Source organism: Ciceribacter sp. L1K22 (assembly GCF_017599385.1).
In the GTDB taxonomy this organism is placed as follows: domain Bacteria; phylum Pseudomonadota; class Alphaproteobacteria; order Rhizobiales; family Rhizobiaceae; genus Allorhizobium.
In genome coordinates this window covers 2,937,004-2,953,782 of record NZ_JAGFPK010000001.1, presented here as the reverse complement: position 1 = coordinate 2,953,782, position 16,779 = coordinate 2,937,004, and the positions used below count along the sequence as shown (strand labels likewise).

Annotated in this window: 21 protein-coding genes; 6 read left to right on the top strand and 15 right to left on the bottom strand. The window is 61.7% G+C overall.

Annotated elements, in window-relative coordinates; all coding sequences use genetic code 11:
• On the top strand, positions 1-250 hold a 250-nt coding region (locus tag J5J09_RS14655; RefSeq protein ID WP_208551619.1), incomplete at its 5' end, for a hypothetical protein.
• Here J5J09_RS14655 and J5J09_RS14650 read toward each other — a convergent pair.
• From J5J09_RS14650 to lgt, 7 genes are all read right to left on the bottom strand, one after another.
• A complete protein-coding gene (locus J5J09_RS14650) occupies positions 238-2,517 on the bottom strand; it encodes a methyl-accepting chemotaxis protein (RefSeq protein ID WP_208551618.1) in 2,280 nt (759 codons plus the stop codon). The genes J5J09_RS14655 and J5J09_RS14650 overlap by 13 nt on opposite strands.
• Before the next feature lie 123 nt (positions 2,518-2,640).
• Entirely contained in the window at positions 2,641-3,573 is a 933-nt protein-coding gene (locus J5J09_RS14645; protein WP_208551617.1) for a ribose-phosphate pyrophosphokinase, read from the bottom strand.
• A 115-nt stretch (positions 3,574-3,688) separates the two neighbouring features.
• The gene (locus tag J5J09_RS14640) at positions 3,689-4,456 is read right to left on the bottom strand and encodes a hypothetical protein (RefSeq protein ID WP_208551616.1); all 768 of its coding nucleotides are present in this window, start codon (positions 4,454-4,456) and stop codon (positions 3,689-3,691) included.
• Between the two features lie 88 nt (positions 4,457-4,544).
• Complete coding sequence (locus tag J5J09_RS14635; RefSeq protein WP_208551615.1) at positions 4,545-5,696, bottom strand: Xaa-Pro peptidase family protein; 1,152 nt, start codon at positions 5,694-5,696, stop codon at positions 4,545-4,547.
• 1 nt (position 5,697) lies between these two features.
• Positions 5,698-6,486 carry a peptidoglycan editing factor PgeF gene (gene pgeF, locus J5J09_RS14630; protein WP_208551614.1) on the bottom strand — a complete coding sequence of 263 codons (789 nt, stop codon included), beginning with the start codon at positions 6,484-6,486 and terminating at the stop codon, positions 5,698-5,700.
• A gap of 113 nt (positions 6,487-6,599) precedes the next feature.
• Positions 6,600-7,700 (bottom strand): SAM-dependent methyltransferase, encoded by a 1,101-nt coding sequence (locus tag J5J09_RS14625; RefSeq protein WP_208551613.1) that lies wholly within the window; start codon positions 7,698-7,700, stop codon positions 6,600-6,602.
• Positions 7,697-8,551: a prolipoprotein diacylglyceryl transferase gene (gene lgt, locus J5J09_RS14620; RefSeq protein WP_208553598.1), complete on the bottom strand. Its 855-nt coding sequence runs from the start codon at positions 8,549-8,551 to the stop codon at positions 7,697-7,699. Before lgt ends, J5J09_RS14625 begins: the two co-directional genes overlap by 4 nt.
• Before the next feature lie 194 nt (positions 8,552-8,745).
• On the opposite strand from lgt, the gene J5J09_RS14615 reads away from it, so the two are divergent.
• From J5J09_RS14615 to J5J09_RS14600, 4 genes are all read left to right on the top strand, one after another.
• Positions 8,746-9,003, top strand: coding sequence for an accessory factor UbiK family protein (locus J5J09_RS14615; protein WP_208551612.1), 258 nt, complete (start codon positions 8,746-8,748; stop codon positions 9,001-9,003).
• Between the two features lie 451 nt (positions 9,004-9,454).
• The gene (locus J5J09_RS14610; RefSeq protein WP_208551611.1) at positions 9,455-9,955 is read left to right on the top strand and encodes a YbjN domain-containing protein; all 501 of its coding nucleotides are present in this window, start codon (positions 9,455-9,457) and stop codon (positions 9,953-9,955) included.
• Between the two features lie 2 nt (positions 9,956-9,957).
• Complete coding sequence (proC, locus tag J5J09_RS14605; RefSeq protein ID WP_208551610.1) at positions 9,958-10,776, top strand: pyrroline-5-carboxylate reductase; 819 nt, start codon at positions 9,958-9,960, stop codon at positions 10,774-10,776.
• Entirely contained in the window at positions 10,773-11,129 is a 357-nt protein-coding gene (locus J5J09_RS14600; RefSeq protein ID WP_208551609.1) for a tRNA-binding protein, read from the top strand. The genes proC and J5J09_RS14600 overlap by 4 nt, the downstream gene beginning before the upstream one ends.
• Before the next feature lie 3 nt (positions 11,130-11,132).
• On the opposite strand, the gene J5J09_RS14595 is transcribed toward J5J09_RS14600, so the two are convergent.
• The 4 genes from J5J09_RS14595 to J5J09_RS14580 all read right to left on the bottom strand — a co-directional run bounded on the left by J5J09_RS14595 (position 11,133) and on the right by J5J09_RS14580 (position 14,086).
• Positions 11,133-12,515, bottom strand: coding sequence for an ATP-binding protein (locus J5J09_RS14595; protein WP_208551608.1), 1,383 nt, complete (start codon positions 12,513-12,515; stop codon positions 11,133-11,135).
• Between the two features lie 38 nt (positions 12,516-12,553).
• The gene (locus tag J5J09_RS14590) at positions 12,554-13,255 is read right to left on the bottom strand and encodes a response regulator (RefSeq protein ID WP_208551607.1); all 702 of its coding nucleotides are present in this window, start codon (positions 13,253-13,255) and stop codon (positions 12,554-12,556) included.
• A gap of 3 nt (positions 13,256-13,258) precedes the next feature.
• A complete protein-coding gene (locus tag J5J09_RS14585) occupies positions 13,259-13,762 on the bottom strand; it encodes a MarR family transcriptional regulator (RefSeq protein ID WP_348646466.1) in 504 nt (167 codons plus the stop codon).
• A 114-nt stretch (positions 13,763-13,876) separates the two neighbouring features.
• The gene (locus J5J09_RS14580) at positions 13,877-14,086 is read right to left on the bottom strand and encodes a hypothetical protein (protein WP_208551606.1); all 210 of its coding nucleotides are present in this window, start codon (positions 14,084-14,086) and stop codon (positions 13,877-13,879) included.
• 140 nt (positions 14,087-14,226) lie between these two features.
• Between J5J09_RS14580 and J5J09_RS14575 the strand changes: the two genes are divergently transcribed.
• Entirely contained in the window at positions 14,227-14,874 is a 648-nt protein-coding gene (locus J5J09_RS14575; RefSeq protein ID WP_208551605.1) for an MBL fold metallo-hydrolase, read from the top strand.
• 16 nt (positions 14,875-14,890) lie between these two features.
• Here the strand turns inward: J5J09_RS14575 and J5J09_RS14570 are convergent, their stop codons facing one another.
• From J5J09_RS14570 to J5J09_RS14555, 4 genes are all read right to left on the bottom strand, one after another.
• Complete coding sequence (locus J5J09_RS14570; RefSeq protein WP_208551604.1) at positions 14,891-15,304, bottom strand: BA14K family protein; 414 nt, start codon at positions 15,302-15,304, stop codon at positions 14,891-14,893.
• A 148-nt stretch (positions 15,305-15,452) separates the two neighbouring features.
• Complete coding sequence (locus tag J5J09_RS14565; RefSeq protein WP_128442587.1) at positions 15,453-15,668, bottom strand: cold-shock protein; 216 nt, start codon at positions 15,666-15,668, stop codon at positions 15,453-15,455.
• A 505-nt stretch (positions 15,669-16,173) separates the two neighbouring features.
• Positions 16,174-16,377 carry a hypothetical protein gene (locus J5J09_RS14560; RefSeq protein ID WP_208551603.1) on the bottom strand — a complete coding sequence of 68 codons (204 nt, stop codon included), beginning with the start codon at positions 16,375-16,377 and terminating at the stop codon, positions 16,174-16,176.
• Positions 16,367-16,666, bottom strand: a complete 300-nt coding sequence (locus J5J09_RS14555; RefSeq protein ID WP_208551602.1) for a hypothetical protein — start codon at positions 16,664-16,666, stop codon at positions 16,367-16,369. The genes J5J09_RS14560 and J5J09_RS14555 overlap by 11 nt, the downstream gene beginning before the upstream one ends.
• Positions 16,667-16,779 lie beyond the last annotated feature (113 nt).

Below are 16,779 nucleotides of genomic sequence, written 5' to 3'. Positions count from 1 at the left end.
TGGCCGCGAGCGCCCAAAACATCAAGAAGATCGCCATGGCAGTGAGCAAGGCCCCGGACCGAGCCTGGGTATAAGGGCACAGGTCCGATTAAGATCACGAAAATCTAAGACCAAAACACCACCTGACCGCGCACCTCAAAACAAGAAAACCCGCCAAGCAAAAATCGGCGGGTTTGTCAGCGGTCTGAGCCCGGCAGTCTTACCTGCCGGGCTTTTAGGTTTCTGGTCTGATGTGGATCAGGCCGCCTGACGCTGCCTGCCTGAGCTTGTCGGAGCGCGCTGGATCGCGAAGTGGCTGACCTGCTGCGTGAGCCCGTCGGCTTCGCTTGCGAGCGCAAAGGCTGCGGCTGTCGTTTCCTCAACCATCGCGGCATTCTGCTGGGTAACCTGGTCGAGGTCGTTGACGGAGGAGTTGATCTCCGACAGACGGGTCGACTGGTCGCGCGAGGCGTCTGCGATCGCGCCGATGTGGTCGTTGATCGCGACGATGTTTGTCTCGATCTGGCTGAGGCTCTCGCCGGTCTTCAGGACGAGGGCCACGCCGCCCTCAACGTCTGCGGTCGAGGTGTTGATGAGCTGCGAGATGTCGCGGGCGGCACCCGACGACTTCTGGGCCAGCTCGCGGACTTCCTGAGCGACGACGGCGAAGCCCTTGCCTGCCTCTCCTGCACGGGCGGCCTCGACGCCGGCGTTCAAAGCCAGCAGGTTGGTCTGGAAGGCGATCTGGTCGATGACGTCGATGATCTGGCGGATTTTCGAGGACGAGCTTTCGATGCGCTCCATCGCGACGATCGCCTCGCTGACGACCGTTGACGAGGTCTTGGCGCCGTCAAGCGCGTCGGCGGCGACGCGGACCGCGGTCTGGCAGCGCTTCAGGGTGTCGTTGACAGAGCCAGTCATCTCACCAAGGGCAGCGGCCGCTTCCTCGAGCGAGGCTGCCTGGCGTTCCGTGCGGTGAGCAAGATTTTCCGAAGCCGACTTCAGGTCACCGGAACCGCCACGGATCGTGTCGGCGCTCGCGGTGATTGAGCGGATCGTTGTCTCAAGCTGATCGACAGACTGGTTGAAGTCGACGCGCAGGTGATCCAGCGACGGCACGAAAGGCGTGTCGATACGCAGGTTGAGGCGGCCTGCCGCCAGATTCTTGAGGCCGGTGGCAAGAGCGGATACCGCTTCTTCCAGTTCGGCAGCGCTGCGGGCCTTTTCGGCCTCGCGCTGCTGGCGCTCCTCGTCGATTTCGTATGTGCGGCGTTCCGATTCCTCTTCCATACGCTCCTTGTCGAGAGCGCTCTGGCGGAAGGATTCCAGCGCGCGCGCCATGACGCCGATCTCGTCGCCGCGCGAAACGGCCTTGATCTCAATCGACTTGTCCCCCTCGTTGAGGCGGTTCATCAGGGCGGCGAGTTCCGTGAGCGGACGGGTGAGGCTGGCGGACACGAGCAAGCCGACTGCGCCCATGGCAGCGAGGACGGCCAGCGTCGCCAGGAATGCCCAGCGGGCGAGATCGTTGGCGGAGGCCAGTACCTGGGCTTCGTCCTGGCCGATCACGAGCAGGTGGGGCTGACCGAACAGGGTTATCGGCAGGTAGGAGTAGAAGTTGGAGTGATCGCCGGCTGTCGCGAAGACCGATCCCTTCTGCTGCGTCTTTGCCGCTTCCACGAGTTCGGGGGCGATGACGCTGCCGCTCGACACCGTGCCGCCGCGAACCGAGCCGTCAGCGGCGAGAAGGAAGGCGTCGCTGATGGTCTGGCCAAGTCCTTCGGGTGCGAGGATGGACGCGAGCTTGTTAGCGGAGACGCGCACCACGACAGTGCCGCGCTTTACGACGTCGCCCCAGACTGAGACGGCGAGCGGCTTGGCAACGAAAGCGGAGACATCGCCATCCTGCGCCTTGAAGTCGACGAAACCCGAGCTGTGAAGCTGATCGAGAGCACCTGCCTCGACCTGATCGTAAAGGGCCTTCAGGGAAGCGTTCTGCGGATCGGCAACGTTCGTGATGAACTCATCGCCCTTGGTCACGGTGTAGACAATCTGTCCGTTGACATCGAGAACGTAGATGTCGCTGACGTTGGCGTTCTTGCGGGCGCTGGAGAGCGTACCGTGGATGGCGCTGTGGCGAACGCCGTAGAGCAGCTTCAAGCCCGATCCGTCGAAGGCGGCGCGGTCTTCCACGCTCTTTGCCGGGTCCTGGAAGGCTTCGCGGACGCTGGCTTCCTCGATCTTGATGAGGTTGCCGGCCGAGTCCGTGGTCTCACCGATCGCGGTGTTCTGCGACAGTTCCGACAGCGTCTGCTCGATGCGCTGATTGTAGGCGAGGAGCGATTTCGACTGGTTTGCAGAGATCGTGTCGAGACGAAGTTTGCTCGCTTCGATCAATCCATTCTTGCCGATCTGGTAGCTTAGGATGCCGACGGCGGAGCATGAGACGAGAGTGGCGCCGATCACGAGCGCCGCGAATTTTGCCTTGACCGATAATATGCCCTTGATCTGGCTCGGTGCCGAATTGCCTTTGAACATCAATAAACTCCTCCAGGCGCAATATGCCGGGGAGTTTCGGGAAAATTGATTTCGGGAGTGTTAAGGCTGTAAGGCTAAAGGTTTCGTCGCGCCGGAGCCGATGCCGGCGCGCGCGCCATTTTCTCAGTCGAACAGGCTCGATACGGACTCTTCGGCACTGGTGCGGTTGATCGCCTCGCCCAGCAGGTTCGCGGTCGTCAGGACGCGGATGTTGTGGGCCGACTGGACCGCCGTCGTCGGCTGGATCGAATCGGTAATGACGAGTTCGCGCAGCTTGGAAGAGGTGACGCGCGAAACGGCCCCGCCAGACAGCACACCGTGGGTGATATAGGCCGTTACGCTGGTGGCGCCGTGCTTGAGAAGCGCTTCCGCCGCGTTGCAAAGCGTGCCGCCGGAATCGACGATGTCGTCGATCAGTATGCAATCCTTGCCGGTGACATCACCGATAACGTTCATCACCTCGGACTCGCCCGGACGATCGCGACGCTTGTCGACGATGGCCAGAAGACAGTCGAGGCGCTTGGCGAGCGAGCGGGCGCGAACCACGCCGCCGACGTCAGGCGAGACGACCATGACGTTGCGGGTGTCGTAGCGTTCCTTCACGTCGCGGGCGAGGAGCGGAACGGCGTAGAGGTTGTCCGTCGGGATATCGAAGAAACCCTGGATCTGGCCGGCGTGCAGGTCGAGCGTCAGGACACGATGGGCACCGGCCTCGGTAATCAGGTTGGCGACAAGCTTGGCGGAGATCGGGGTGCGCGGACCCGGCTTGCGGTCCTGGCGGGCATAGCCGAAGTACGGAAGGACCGCCGTGATGCGCCGCGCCGAGGAGCGACGCATGGCATCGATCATGATCAGGAGTTCCATCAGGTGATCGTTGGCCGGGAAGGCGGTGGACTGGACGACGAAAACGTCCTCGCCACGCACATTTTCCTGAATTTCAACGAAGATTTCCTGGTCGGCGAACCGCCTGACGCTGGCTTTTCCGAGTGGTACGTTGAGATAATTGCAGATTGCTTCGGCGAGCTGCCGATTGGAATTACCTGCGAAAACCTTCATGTTGGTCCGCCTGTTGTCGTGCTGTTGGGGCGCTTTTACCGCCTAGCCCCCCGATTGCAAGAGGTTAGGCGGGGTCGTCGAACTTTTTCATGAAAAGAATGTGACCAAAGCCCGTTCAACTAGGCTGGGCGGCCTTCCACGCGACATAGTCGTTGATGGTCCGAGAGCCGATCTGCTGCATCAGCGAGGCCGGCACCGCGGCCCATGGTTCGGCGCCGCTGCCGGGAACGCTCTCCTGTCCCTGCAGGCGATGCAGCCGCGTTCCGTTGCCGTCGAGGATATCCCAGACATAGACGACGTTGACCTTGCCACCGTCTGCAAAGGCGGAGAAATACCCTTTCAGGATGTGCCGGCTGGCGGGATCGCTGGCCCCCTTGATCGTCAGGCCCTTGGCGCGCGCTTCCGCCCCCAGCTGCCGCGACAGGGGGGTGACGGCCTGAACCGGGGCGCCGATGATCGGCAGGAAGCGGATCGTATTGGCGGAGGTGGCGGGCAGGGCGGCGACCTGCCCGGATGGTGCCTGCTGTGCCGCAGGTTGCGGCGGCATCGGTTGCGACGTCGCAGGCGACAGAGGCTGGGATGCGGCCACCGACGGCTGCGCGGCGCCGAGGGGCTGGGACTGTGCGGGCGATTGGGCCGCCCCTGCCTGAAGCGCCTGCGCTTGTGCTTCCAGCGTGTTCTGAGGCGGCGAGACATAGCCTTGTTCCGCATTGGCCGGCTGGTACGTCGCAGCATCGGCGGATGTCATGGTCGTCGCGCTGCTCTGGGGCGCGTAGCCGCCAGGGTCGCCGACATCCGCCGGCGGCGTCAGTCCCTCCGCCGTGTTGCAGCCGCTGAGCGCGCCCGCGAGGAGAAGAACGGACAGATAGCCGTTGAGCCTCATTCCTTGCGTCCCCCTCGTGAATTCCGCCCCTCAAGTTATGGGTGCGCCGGCGGGGGCGTGTCAACGCCCCCTGTCGGTGGATCATCGTTCAGCGCGTCACGAGCTCGAGCGGGTGGCGCGAAAGGGCCTGCGGCGCCGCCTCTGTCGTCAGGTAAGTGTGGCCCAGCGTCATGGCGACGCCGCGCTCCGAATCCATCACGATCATGTGGACGAACAGCGTCATATCGGGAAGGATCGGCTGAGGGTTGCCGGCGTGAAACATCTGGTGCTCCATCCAGGACGGCGAGAAGCGCGCCCCGAGCGAGTAGCCGCAGGCGTTCAACCGATGCCGCGTCAGGCCGCGTGCGTCCATCACGCGGGCGTGCACATCGAACACGTCGCCGAAGGTGTTGCCCGGAGTCAGAATCTTCTCGATCTCGACGATGCCTTCCTGGCAGGCGGCGAAGAGTTCGCGGTGACGGGTCGAGGGATCGCCAACGGCCACGGTTCGCATCATCACCGCGTGATAGTGCGCGCTGGCACCCGCCCATTCGAGCGTCAACTGGTCCTTCGCCTCCAGTTTCCTGCGACCCGCCTTGTAGCGGCAGAGAAGGGCGTCCTCGGCGGATCCGATGATGAACTCGTTGGCCGGATAGTCGCCGCCGCCGGCGAAGACGGCGCCTTGCATGGCCGCGAGGATATCAGCCTCGTCGGCGCCCTCGCGGATGAGATGAAGCGCCGCGTCGAAGGCGTCATCCGCCAGTTCTGCGGCCCGCCGAACGTGTGCCACCTCGGCAGGGCTTTTCAGGAGGCGCAGTCCGCTGACGAGGTAGGAGGCATCGATCAGTTCACCGAAGCTCATCAACTGATTGTCGATCAGCCGGGCGACGCGGCCGGTCATGCCGTGGGTGTCGTATTCGACGCCGATCCGGCAGCCAAGCAGATCCATGTCGCTCAGCATGTTTTTCAGGTCGACCGTCGGGTCGGCGTTGGCGCGGTCCATCCACACGACGATTTCGTCGATGATCGACGTATGGCGGGCCTGCCGCAGGTCCGGCGAGCGCGTGAGAAGCGCCATGGTGCCGTCGACCTTCACCACCAGTGTCTGGAAGAAGCAGTAGCCGAATGTGTCGTATCCCGTCAGCCAGTACATGCTTTCCTGGGCGAAGAGGAGCATGACGTCGAGTTTCTGCTCGCGCATCGTCTCCGTCAGCCTTGCCATGCGGTCAGCGTATTCCCGCCTTTCAAAGTGAAGTGCCATCTCAGTCCTCCAGTATTGCGATCGCGGAGATCTGGCGTCCGTAATCAGATTCTCCGGCATGTGTCGTGCGCCGGTAGGAAAAGAAGCGCGCGGGATCGGCATATGTGCATAACCCGAGCGATTCAGCGGTGACGCCAGCTGCGGACAGGCGTGCAAGTGTCAGGCCGGGAAGGTCGAACATGGCGTGGCCCGGCTTCGAGGACGGACGGAAGAACCGTTCGTAATCTCTGTCTCTTGTCACGAAGCGGTCGACGAATTCAGGCCCGACCTCGTAATTGTCCACGGTGATCGATGGACCAAGGCAGGCGCGGATCGCGCGCCGCGTGGCGCCGAGGCCTATCATGGCGTCGATTGTGTTCTCCAGGACCCCTTCGAGCGCTCCCTTCCAGCCAGCGTGTGCCGCGCCGACGACGCGATTTTCGGGATCGATGAACAGGATTGGCCCGCAGTCGGCAGCGAGCACGCCGAGCACGATGCCGGGATTGGCGGTGACCAGGGCGTCCGCCTTCGGTCGCTCACCGTTCAGGTCGCGGTCCACAACGTACACATCCGGCGAATGGATCTGATGAACCGTCGCCAGCCTGTCGGGAGAGAGCGCAAACCACCGGGCGACGCGAGCGCGGTTTTCCTTTATCCGCTCAGGATCATCGCTTGATCCAAGCCCTACGTTCAATCCGGCGTAGAGGCCCTCGGAAACGCCGCCCTCGCGTGTGAAAAAGCCATGACGTATGCCGTTCGCATCGGAGGCGAGCAGCGGGCTTTGAATCGGCTGAGGAAGTGTGTCGTTCAAAATGTCGCTCCGTTCGAGGTGGCCCGAGGGGCTTGATTTCCGGATCGGACTCCGGGAGACGCGGCACCATCCCGGCAGACACGGCGGGATGGTGCGCAGGATGGCGGTATCTGTCAATTGCCGCTTCTGAAGGGCATCAGTTTGACGGGCGGGCTTGAAAAGGCGAGAACCTTGAAGAGTTCGCCCATCTTGCCCTGGCCCGATCCGGACAGACGGTCGACCGCAAGCGCGATCTCGTGCTGCGTGTCCTCCGGTTTCTCCTTGGCCAGCGCAGCTGCTCGTTCCAGCAGGCCAAGGCCCTTCAGGAAATCGCCCTGCGGCAGGAGGCCGTTGATCTGCATGCCGAGCGCCGTTGCGGCTCGCGCCAGTTGCTCGAAATCAACATGACTGGTGAGATCCGCCATGCCGGGATGGGCTAGTGGCGGGTCGTATTCGTGTGCGAGAACGGCCTGCAGCGTGTCGCCAAACCCGGTGGTGAGGTGGCCGTAATCGATGACGAGGGAGGTTCCGCCGAACGCCGCCATCCGCTCGCAGATAACCTGCATGACGGACAGCCGGGCCGGCGAGATCTCGAAGATCGCGCCGTCTGCGGGAAGCGTTTCGAAATCCTTCAGAAAATCAGGGTCGAGCGTGGCAACTCCGACGGTGAAGGCGAGATTGTCGTTCGCATCCAGCCCGACCATGCGTTCCCGGAAACCGGTGGGTGTCTTCACAAACTGGCGGATCGGGATCGCGTCGAAGAGTTCGTTGGCGACGAGAAGAGTGAAACCCTCCGGGAGTTCGTCGAACCCCTTGTGCCAGCGGACCTTGTCCCCGTAACTCTCCAGCGTCTTCTTCTGGACATCCTGGAGCCGGTCGCTGGTTTCCACCAGGTGAACGGAGGCGCCTTCGAAGAGATCGGGTGCTACACGCGCTATCACCCGCAGCATGTCCGACATCATCGTGCCCCGGCCGGGGCCAACCTCGACGAGGCAGACGGGCAGTGGCTTGCCGTGGTTCTGCCAGGCATGAACAACGAAAACCCCGATCATCTCGCCGAACAACTGGCTGACTTCCGGGGCTGTGACGAAATCGCCGAGGGAGCCAAAGGGATTTCGCGTCTGATAGTAGCCATGCTGCGGGTCGGCGAGGCACAGCGCAAAGTAGTCGGTCACGCTGATCGGTCCGCTCGTCTGGATCAGAGCCTTGATTTTCTCCGCAAGGGCTGTCGTCACGGCCGCCCTCCCGAGAGTTGGGGTCGCTGGCGAAGAGCGCGTTGCAGGGCCCAGATGCCGGCGGCGAGCATAGGCAGCGACAGGAGCATGCCCATGGTCAGCCAGCCGCCAAAGAGATAGCCTAGCTGTACATCCGGCTCGCGGAAGAACTCGACGAAGATCCGGGCGCAAGGGTAAAGGATGGCGAACACGCCGGTGACCAGTCCCGGGCGGCGGAATGCGCCCGACCGTGCCATCAACTGAAGGACGACGAGGATAACGATACCTTCAAGTGCCGCTTCGTAGAGCTGGCTTGGATGTCGAGGCATTGGGCCGCCGGTCGGGAAGACGAAGGCCCACGGCACATCGGTCACCCGACCCCAGAGTTCGCTGTTGATGAAATTGGCGATGCGGCCAAAGAACAAACCGGCCGCGACGACACTCGCCACAAGATCGAAAAGGCTCCAGAGAGCGATGCCGTGTTTTCGGGCGAAGACGATCATCGCGAGCGTCGCGCCGATGAAGCCTCCGTGGAACGACATTCCTCCATTCCAGACCTCGATCAGCCGCACCGGGTTGGCGGCGACGGGCGCCAGATCGTAGAACAGGACGTAGCCGAGCCGGCCGCCAAGGACGATGCCGACCGCAGCCCACAGGATGAAATCATCGAGTTGCTGGGCGGTAAGCGGGGGTGAGGCATTCGGCCACAGATCGGGGCGGGCAATCAGACGCCGCGCGATCCACCAACCGAGGAGAATGCCGACGACATAGGCGAGGCCGTACCAGTGTACAGCAAGCGGACCAATGGAAAAGGCAACCGGATCAATTGCCGGAAAGGGCAGGGCGGCAAGGAAGGCGGCGGCTGTCTGCAAGGCGGTACTTTCGTTTACTCGGGCGAAAATGGCGTCGTGACTGTTGCGGGTCAAGATGGAATCTTGCCGCGTCCAATCTAAGGCAAGGCCTCACCCGCCTTTGTGCTTGCAACGGCCGTGTCGAAGCCCTACCTGACAGACAACCGCGAAACGGTCGCGGCGATGAGGGATCGACGCGAGAAGGGAGCCTGGGGATGACCACCGGACCGAACCGCATCTTGGATGAATTCGCCAAGCTCATGACCGATGCCGCCGGAGCGGCCCAGGGCGTGCGCAAGGAGATGGAAACGGCATTCAACGCCCAGGCCGAGCGGTGGCTCAACAGCATGGACGTCGTCAAGCGCGAGGAATTCGAGGCCGTCCGCGAGATGGCGATCAAGGCGCGCGACGAGAACGAAGCGCTGGCCGCACGAATCGCCGAACTGGAAGCGAAGCTGGCCGCGAAGTCCTGAGGTCGCGCTGGCCAGATATTGGCCACCAGCCTGCATTGTGGCGAGATTGAATCAGAGAGGGGCGCGACAGGTTCGCGCCCCTCTTCGTTTGTGTGCCATTTTGAGTCGCCCACAGCTTTAATCGACCTCTTCACACCTCGTTTTCCACATCCCGCACGAGCACGAAAAAACCAATCCGAAGAGTCGCTTAGAGCGACTTGGTCGCGTGCCGTCGGAAGGTGTTTCCACAGCTCTCGGAGCGATGGGCCGGTTTGGAGGACTGGCTTTGGACGAGTCCGTCGATACACTGATTTTAAATGATGATTCGAAACGGACGTCGCAAGTTTCAGGCAGGGTGCGTGCTTTAACCCTGACGTCCATAGGTAATCATTCCTGGTCTGGTTTGGGAGTGTGGAGCAGCGTCGGCAAGCTTGCCGCGGAGCTCTTTTGCTTCCCTGAAGAAGGTGCCCGTATGAGCCTTATCGAGATGGAATTTGAGCGCCAATCCAATCCGGTCGACATGATCGAATTCGTGGCCTCGAACAACGACTGGACCTTCGAACGCTCCGGGGAAGACGAGATCGCGATGACGGTCGCGGGGCGTTGGGCGGATTACCACGTTTCTTTTTCGTGGATGGAGGAGTTCGAGGCCCTGCACCTTGCATGTGCCTTCGACATTCGCATTCCCGAGACGCGCGTCAACGAGGTCATCCGACTGCTTTCGCTGGTCAACGGCCAGGTGTTGATGGGACATTTCGATCTCTGGCGGCAGGAAGACGTGGTGATCTTCCGCCAGTCTCTGCTGCTCGCCGGCGGAGCGGAGCCGACGAACCGTCAGGTCGAGGTTCTGCTATCCAGCGCCATCGATGCCTGTGAGGCCTATTATCAGGCTTTCCAATTCGTCGTCTGGTCGGGACTCGAAGCGCAGGCCGCGATCGATGCCGTCCTCTTCGAGACGGTCGGAGAAGCCTGAGCATGCCGTCTTCAAAGTCCGAACACGTCCTTCTCGTCGGTGCCGGCAATATGGGCGGGGCAATGCTCGCGGGCTGGCTGAAGAGCGGGATTGCCGGCGGCAGCGTGACCGTCATCGATCCCGGCCCATCGGAGAAGATGCAGTCGCTGATCGCCGACGCAGGATCGAGCTGGACGACCGAGGTGCCCGAGGGTCTGCAACCAGCCATCCTGTTTCTCGCGATAAAGCCGCAGATGATGGAGACGGTTTTGCCGGGACTTCGCAAATGCGTCGGTCCGGACACCGTCGTCGTCTCCGTTGCTGCGGGCACCACGATCGCAACCCTCGAGCGGCACCTGGGGGGCGCGGGCATGGTTCGCGCCATGCCGAACACGCCGGCCATGATCGGGCGCGGGATTACCGGCGCCTATGCCAACGCGAAGGTGAGCGATAGCCAGCGTGATCACGTACATCGGCTCCTCAAGGTCTCCGGTCCGGTGGAGTGGCTCTCCTCGGAGGCCGATATCGACGGCGTGACCGCGTTGTCGGGCAGTGGCCCGGCTTATGTCTTCTATCTCGTAGAGTGCATGGCAGAGGCCGGTCGCAAGGCCGGCCTGCAGGCGGACCTTGCCATGCGTCTCGCGCGGGAGACAGTCGCGGGGGCTGGTGAATTGCTTCACCAGTCCCCCGACGACGCTTCGAGGCTGCGCCAGAACGTGACGTCGCCCGGTGGCACCACGGCTGCGGCACTGTCTGTTCTTATGGCGGACGACGGCATGCAACCTCTGTTCGACCGTGCGATCGAGGCTGCGCGCAAGCGAGCCGAGGAGCTGGCGAAGTGAGTTCGGAAGCGTCTGGCGACACCATCACCTTCGCCGATTTCGAGAAGGTCGATATCCGGACCGGGACGATCGTCGAGGTGCTGCCTTTTCCGGAGGCGCGCAAGCCTGCCTTCAAGCTGAAGATCGACTTTGGCGCCGAGATCGGCGTCAAGAAATCCTCGGCGCAGATCACCGTGCACTATACCCCGGAACTGCTGCTCGGACGGCAGGTCCTGGCGGTCGTCAATTTTCCGCCGCGGCAGATCGGGCCGTTCCGATCGGAGGTGCTCACGCTCGGCTTTGAGGACGAGAACGGCGCAATCGTGCTCGCGGCAACCGAGCGTCCAGTGCCCAATGGCCGAAAGCTGATGTGACGATCAGGCCGGTATCCGTACGGTTGCCCGCAATCCGCCGAGAGGGCTGTCGCCAAGGGTGACGTTGCCGCCATGGCTGCGGGCGATGTCGCGGGCGATGGCGAGGCCGAGACCCGTCCCCGAGGAATCGAGATTGCGAGCCTCGTCGAGGCGGTAAAACGGTTTGAAGACGTCGTCGCGAACCTCTTCCGGAATACCGGGACCATCGTCGTCGAAGGTGACCGTCAGCCACTTGGCGCTATGCCGTGCATCGACCTCCAGCCTTTTCGCATATCGACGGCTGTTGGACGCCAGGTTGCCGATCAGGCGCGCGAACGCATTTGGACGAACCTTGACGCGATCGTCCCCGTCGATCTTCCAGGTCATCTCCTTGCCGTGCAGAGTGAAGTCGGCGGCGACCTTTTCGAGAACGTCGCTCAGCAGCACTTCGCCGACATCCTCCTCCGCCTCGCCGCGGGCAAACGCCATGTAGCCCTCCAGCATGGTCTGCATGTCCTCGACATCCTTGTTGAGATTGTCGAGCTCGGGGTTGTCGCCTGCCAGCGCCAACTGCAGCTTGAAACGGGTGAGGATGGTCCGCAGGTCATGGCTGACACCTGTCAACATGGCGGTGCGCTGTTCCATCTGACGCTCGATGCGCTCCCGCATCAGGATGAAGGCGAGGCCGGCGCGGCGCACCTCGTCGGCCCCTCGGGGGCTGAAATCCTCCGGCGACTTCTGACCCTTGCCGAAGCTTTCCGCAGCCTGTGCCAATGCCAGGATTGGCCGGATCTGACCGCGCAGGAAAAGCGTCGACATGATGATCAGCACAAGCGAGGTGCCCACCATCCAGACGATGAAGATGTGGGAGTTCGCGGCATAGGCGCGATTGCGGTTGACGAAAACACGCAGAATTTCGCCTTCCAGCTGGATGCGGATTTCCAGCAGGCGCGAGTTGCCGACAGTGTCGATCCAGAACGGACGTCCGATCTGCCTTGTGATCTCGCTTGTCAGCGTCTGATCGAGAAGGGAGAAAAACGGCTTGGGGCGAGGGGCGGGCAGTTTCTCGCCAGGTTCGACCGATATCCGCATGCCGAGATTGTCCTCGACGATCCTGACGAGCTCGCCATAGTCGGCTTCGTGGGGATAGGTCTCGATGATGTCGATGATGGCGGCGATCTCCTGCGTGACGCTGGAAGAGAGCCGCTGGGTCACGGTCTGCCAATGGCGCTCCATGAAGACAAAGGCGACCACCGTCTGCAGGATGAGGATCGGCACGATGATGATCAGGAGGGAGCGCGCGAACAAACCCGTCGGCAGCCGTCTGCGAATCCAGCGCGTCACCCGTTTGTAGGCGTTGGCTGGTGGTTTGTCCTGGTCCCGTCTGATGGCATCGAAGATCGCCATTTGGCTCCTTGCTCGCCGGCTCCCCGCGGTTGCCGGCGTCAGTCCATGCTGAGGCGGTAGCCGATGCCGCGGACCGTCTGCAGCCATACGGGGTTGGCCGGATCGTCCTCGATCTTCCGCCTCAGCCGGTTGATCTGAACGTCGATAGTCCGTTCGCCGACCTCGGCCTCGTCGCCAATCAGTTCGTGGCGCGGAATGGTTTCGCCTGCGCGCGTCGCGAACAGCAGCATGATTTCCTGCTCGCGCTCGGTCAACTTGATGGTTTCCGATGCCTTCTTCAACTCTTTGCGAACGATGGAGAACGAATAGGGCCCGAACATGACCTGCTCGATCTTAGGCGCGCTGCCTGCCGTGTTCCGCTTCAGGATGTTGTTGATGCGCAGAACGAGTTCGCGCGGGTCGAAGGGCTTGGCGAGGTAATCATCCGCGCCGGCTTCCAGCCCGGCGATGCGCGACTCCGCCTCGGATCGCGCGGTGAGCAGGATCACCGGGATCGTGCGCTCGCCGACGAGGCTCTTGGTCAAGGACAGGCCGGTTTCGCCGGGCATCATCACGTCGAGAACGAGAAGGTCGAAATCCAGACCTTCCAGTTTGCGACGTGCTTCGGCGGCATCGGCGGCGACGGTCACGCGGAAGCCCTGTTCCGTCAGGTAGCGCTGAAGCAGATCACGGATGCGAGTGTCGTCGTCGACGACCAGTAGATGCGCGGCATCGTCCGCCACGGGCCCCTTGCTTGCCATGTCTCAGTCCTCCCCGAGCTCCGCCGGAGCTGTCGTCCGGGTGCCGCGCATGCCTTCCAGAAATCGACGGATGCCGTCACGCTGGTCGCCTGACAGACCTTCAAGCGCCTGCGCGATCCGTCGCGACTGCGGCTCGGATAGCGCCAGCGCCAATTCTCGCCCTGCAAGCGTGGGATAGAGGCGGCGCTGGCGGCGATCGGCCGGACCCGCCATCTGCCTGATGTAGCCGGAATCGATCAGTTCCTTAAGGACGCGTGCGAGGCTCTGCTTGGTGATCTGCAGAATCGCCAGCAGGTCGGCGACCGTCATTCCGGGTCGACGGCTGACAAAGTATACGACGCGGTGGTGAGCTCTCCCAAAACCGATCTTTGACAGGATCGCGTCGGGGTCGGAGATGAAGTCGCGATAGGCGAAGAAAAGGGACTCGATCGTGTCGAAGTCGATCGTCTTGTCGTCGACGACCGGGATCTCCGGCAATTCCTTGCGAACGGTCTTCTGTGGCGCCACGGCGCGGTTTCCTTTCCCTGGGACGCATCCCCTATAAGTGGGGGACTTTTGCGGCGGCTCGGCCGGGCCGGTTGCGTCTTTCGGGCAAGAACTAAGGGCAGATCGTCAAAAACGCTACAAAAAATCGGTGTGGCAACGCACTTTTGGGGAGAGGTCCGCCTTGCGCAAGCCGGCGCGGTTATCTACCGACGCAGCACCTTCAGAAGGATTTGCAGACCGATGGCGGAACCGACGGCAGAACAACACGCGCGCCAGCGACTTCGTCCTGTTTTCTTTGCCGTGATGCTGACGAAGCTTCTTGTCGCGCTCTTTCTTCTCGTACAATTGGCAATCCTGCCGCATGGATCGCCTGCGGAAGCCGGAAGTGGCGGCCCGATTGCCGATGGGGTTTCTTCGCCAACAAATTAGCCTATGTGTGGGCTGCGGCGTCCTTGGCGCCCGACACGAACCGATACGAGGTAGTCATGGGCCAGTTGCAGGCGGGAATCATACCGGTCACACCGTTTCAGCAGAATTGCACCATTCTCTTCGACAGCGAAACGAAAGAGGGCGTGGTTGTTGATCCGGGCGGCGATGTCGATGCCATTGTTGCGACGCTCGAGCAGAACGGCATCCGGATCAAGGAGATATGGCTCACTCATGGGCACATCGATCACGCCGGTGGAGCGGAGGAGCTCAAGGAAAAGCTTGGTGTGAAAATCATCGGTCCGCATAAGGACGACGTGCCGCTGCTCGATCGTCTCGAAGAGCAGGGGAAGCGTTTCGGCGTGGAGATGGCGGTCAGGAACTGCAGGCCGGACCGATTTCTCGACGAAGGAGACAAGGTCTCATTCGGGACGCATAGCTTCGAGGTTTTCCATACACCCGGCCATGCGCCGGGTCATGTCATATACTTCAATCGTGACCAGAACTTCGCCCATGTCGGCGACGTTCTGTTCAACGGGTCGATCGGCCGCACGGATCTTCCCGGCGGGAACCACCAGCAGCTGCTTCAGTCGATCAAGGAGAAACTGTTTCCGCTCGGCGACGAGGTCGGCTTCATCTGCGGACACGGTCCCGGTGGGCGGATAGGAGAGGAACGGCGGACCAATCCGTTCCTCCAGGGGCTCTAGCGGATCGTTTCGGCGGTCAGCCTGCCACGCAGAAGTGGGCGCGACCGTCGTAGCCGATATAGGTGCCGTCATCGGGCGAGAAACTACGGTAGCGAGCCGAGCAGTAATCATACCATTCCGGCGTCCAAGGCTCGATCGCATAGGAAACCGGTGCCGGCGGATACTGTGTGACGTAGACGTTGCCGCGGGGCGGGTAGTAGGCCGGGGGAGGCGCGGGCGGAAGATAGTCGGGCTCTACGTAGCGGGGCTGACTGGCGATCGCCGCACCTGCTACCACGCCAGCCGCCAGGCCAAACAAGCCCAGCACAGCTGCATCGTCATTGTGGCGATGGTGACGATAACCACCACCGGCAAAAGCCGGCGAGGCGGCAGAGATCGCCGTCGTTGTGACTGCAATCGAAAGAAGGGCGTAGCGTGCAAACCTGTTCATGGCCTCTGTCATCCTCACTGACGACGCTTTCCTCTCTGGAAAGCCTGGACGAATGAGTAGCTGGGTGTGCCTGAACGGAAGCTGAATAAAAGAACCCGGCAATTCTGCCGGGCCGATACGCGAAACAAAAATGCGAGGGAAGAAAGGATCAGCCCGCGATCTGCAGGTTGACGGCCTTCGGTCCCTTGCCGCGCCGGTCCGGTTCCGTGTCGAAGGATACTTTCTGGTTCTCGGTGAGGCCCGAGAGGCCAGAAGCCTGGACAGCGGAAATGTGTACGAAGATATCAGCGCCGCCATTGTCCGGCTTGATAAAACCGAAGCCCTTGTCGGTATTGAAGAATTTTACAGTGCCAGTCTCGGCCATGCGTCAGGTCCTTTTCTCTCTGTCCGGGTCAAGGGACAGCATTGCTACAACCCCGTTACGGGTATTTGGCAGGCATTTCTCGAAATGTGAGGAAAGGGTCCCGGTTACCGCAGAGGCTTTATGCCGCGCGACCACGAGGGCAGCGCGCCAACCATCTGCCCGGAACTTTTTTGCGTCTCCGGCCCGCATCATTTATTAGGTCTTCCCGTGCTCGCTAACTGCCCGAACGGCGCAAGATTGCTTGCTTTATCCGGTCTTGGCAAGCGAAAGTTTTGCTGCACCAGAGTACCGCGACATTTTCGGTTTCTTTAAAATATCAAGTCTATGGCCCAATCGCGGTCAAAAATCCCAAAAATGTGGGGGCTTTTATCTCGTTCTGAGACTAATTCCTCGCTGAAGTCCTTGGATACGGAATAAACCGGCTGTGCGAATTTTTTCTACACTGCCTGTTTACTGGGCGCCGTGGCCCGCCGGTCGATGTCTTCGGCAGTCGCCGTCGGGTGCGTCACCGCTCGTCGGCGAGGGGGCGCAGAACCGTGGCACGTTCGTGCATCATCTCTGAAGCAAGTGCCATGGTTTTAAGATAGAGTCCATCAGCGACCAGCACCAGACCGACAATGGCTATCAGGGCAAGGGCGAGAAGTACGATCTTTTCTCCACGTCCCGCGCGACGGCAACGCTGACCCATGCCGTTTCCATCATCGACCACGGCGCAGTTCCTCGGCGTGGATCATGTCGCTGAAACTACGGCGCCAGAAGCTTACGCTGCCAGCCGCCATCGCTGCAAATGCGATCATGAGGAAGCCCATAAGGATGCGCTGGTCGGCAAGACTATTGGAGTCGAGCAGGTTGGACGACGCTACCGTATCCGCCCGTGCCGGCGAGACCAGGATGGTGAGCATGAGCGCACAGGACAGCAAGGCCAGGAGGGTCATCATTAGCGGATGCCGGGCATTTCGCTCGGCCCGGAGATTGCGGGAGTCTTCATCGAAAAACATTGTTGGTCCCTCGCTGTCGTTCGCTAGAGGAGAAAAGCGGTTCAAGTGGACGGCTTGGCGACCGAAATACGGCTCGCCGGCGCATTTATTGTGGCATTATTGTGATCCGTTAA

What these genes read in the sequence shown, in the direction of transcription:
- J5J09_RS14575 (WP_208551605.1), top strand. Translation starts at nt 14,227, where the DNA reads ATGGGCCAGTTGCAGGCGGGAATCATACCGGTCACACCGTTTCAGCAG.
- J5J09_RS14615 (WP_208551612.1), top strand. Translation starts at nt 8,746, where the DNA reads ATGACCACCGGACCGAACCGCATCTTGGATGAATTCGCCAAGCTCATG.
- J5J09_RS14570 (WP_208551604.1), bottom strand. Translation starts at nt 15,304, where the DNA reads ATGAACAGGTTTGCACGCTACGCCCTTCTTTCGATTGCAGTCACAACG.
- J5J09_RS14565 (WP_128442587.1), bottom strand. Translation starts at nt 15,668, where the DNA reads ATGGCCGAGACTGGCACTGTAAAATTCTTCAATACCGACAAGGGCTTC.
- J5J09_RS14595 (WP_208551608.1), bottom strand. Translation starts at nt 12,515, where the DNA reads ATGGCGATCTTCGATGCCATCAGACGGGACCAGGACAAACCACCAGCC.
- J5J09_RS14555 (WP_208551602.1), bottom strand. Translation starts at nt 16,666, where the DNA reads ATGTTTTTCGATGAAGACTCCCGCAATCTCCGGGCCGAGCGAAATGCC.
- J5J09_RS14590 (WP_208551607.1), bottom strand. Translation starts at nt 13,255, where the DNA reads ATGGCAAGCAAGGGGCCCGTGGCGGACGATGCCGCGCATCTACTGGTC.
- J5J09_RS14650 (WP_208551618.1), bottom strand. Translation starts at nt 2,517, where the DNA reads ATGTTCAAAGGCAATTCGGCACCGAGCCAGATCAAGGGCATATTATCG.
- proC (WP_208551610.1), top strand. Translation starts at nt 9,958, where the DNA reads ATGCCGTCTTCAAAGTCCGAACACGTCCTTCTCGTCGGTGCCGGCAAT.
- J5J09_RS14610 (WP_208551611.1), top strand. Translation starts at nt 9,455, where the DNA reads ATGAGCCTTATCGAGATGGAATTTGAGCGCCAATCCAATCCGGTCGAC.
- J5J09_RS14640 (WP_208551616.1), bottom strand. Translation starts at nt 4,456, where the DNA reads ATGAGGCTCAACGGCTATCTGTCCGTTCTTCTCCTCGCGGGCGCGCTC.
- J5J09_RS14635 (WP_208551615.1), bottom strand. Translation starts at nt 5,696, where the DNA reads ATGGCACTTCACTTTGAAAGGCGGGAATACGCTGACCGCATGGCAAGG.
- J5J09_RS14645 (WP_208551617.1), bottom strand. Translation starts at nt 3,573, where the DNA reads ATGAAGGTTTTCGCAGGTAATTCCAATCGGCAGCTCGCCGAAGCAATC.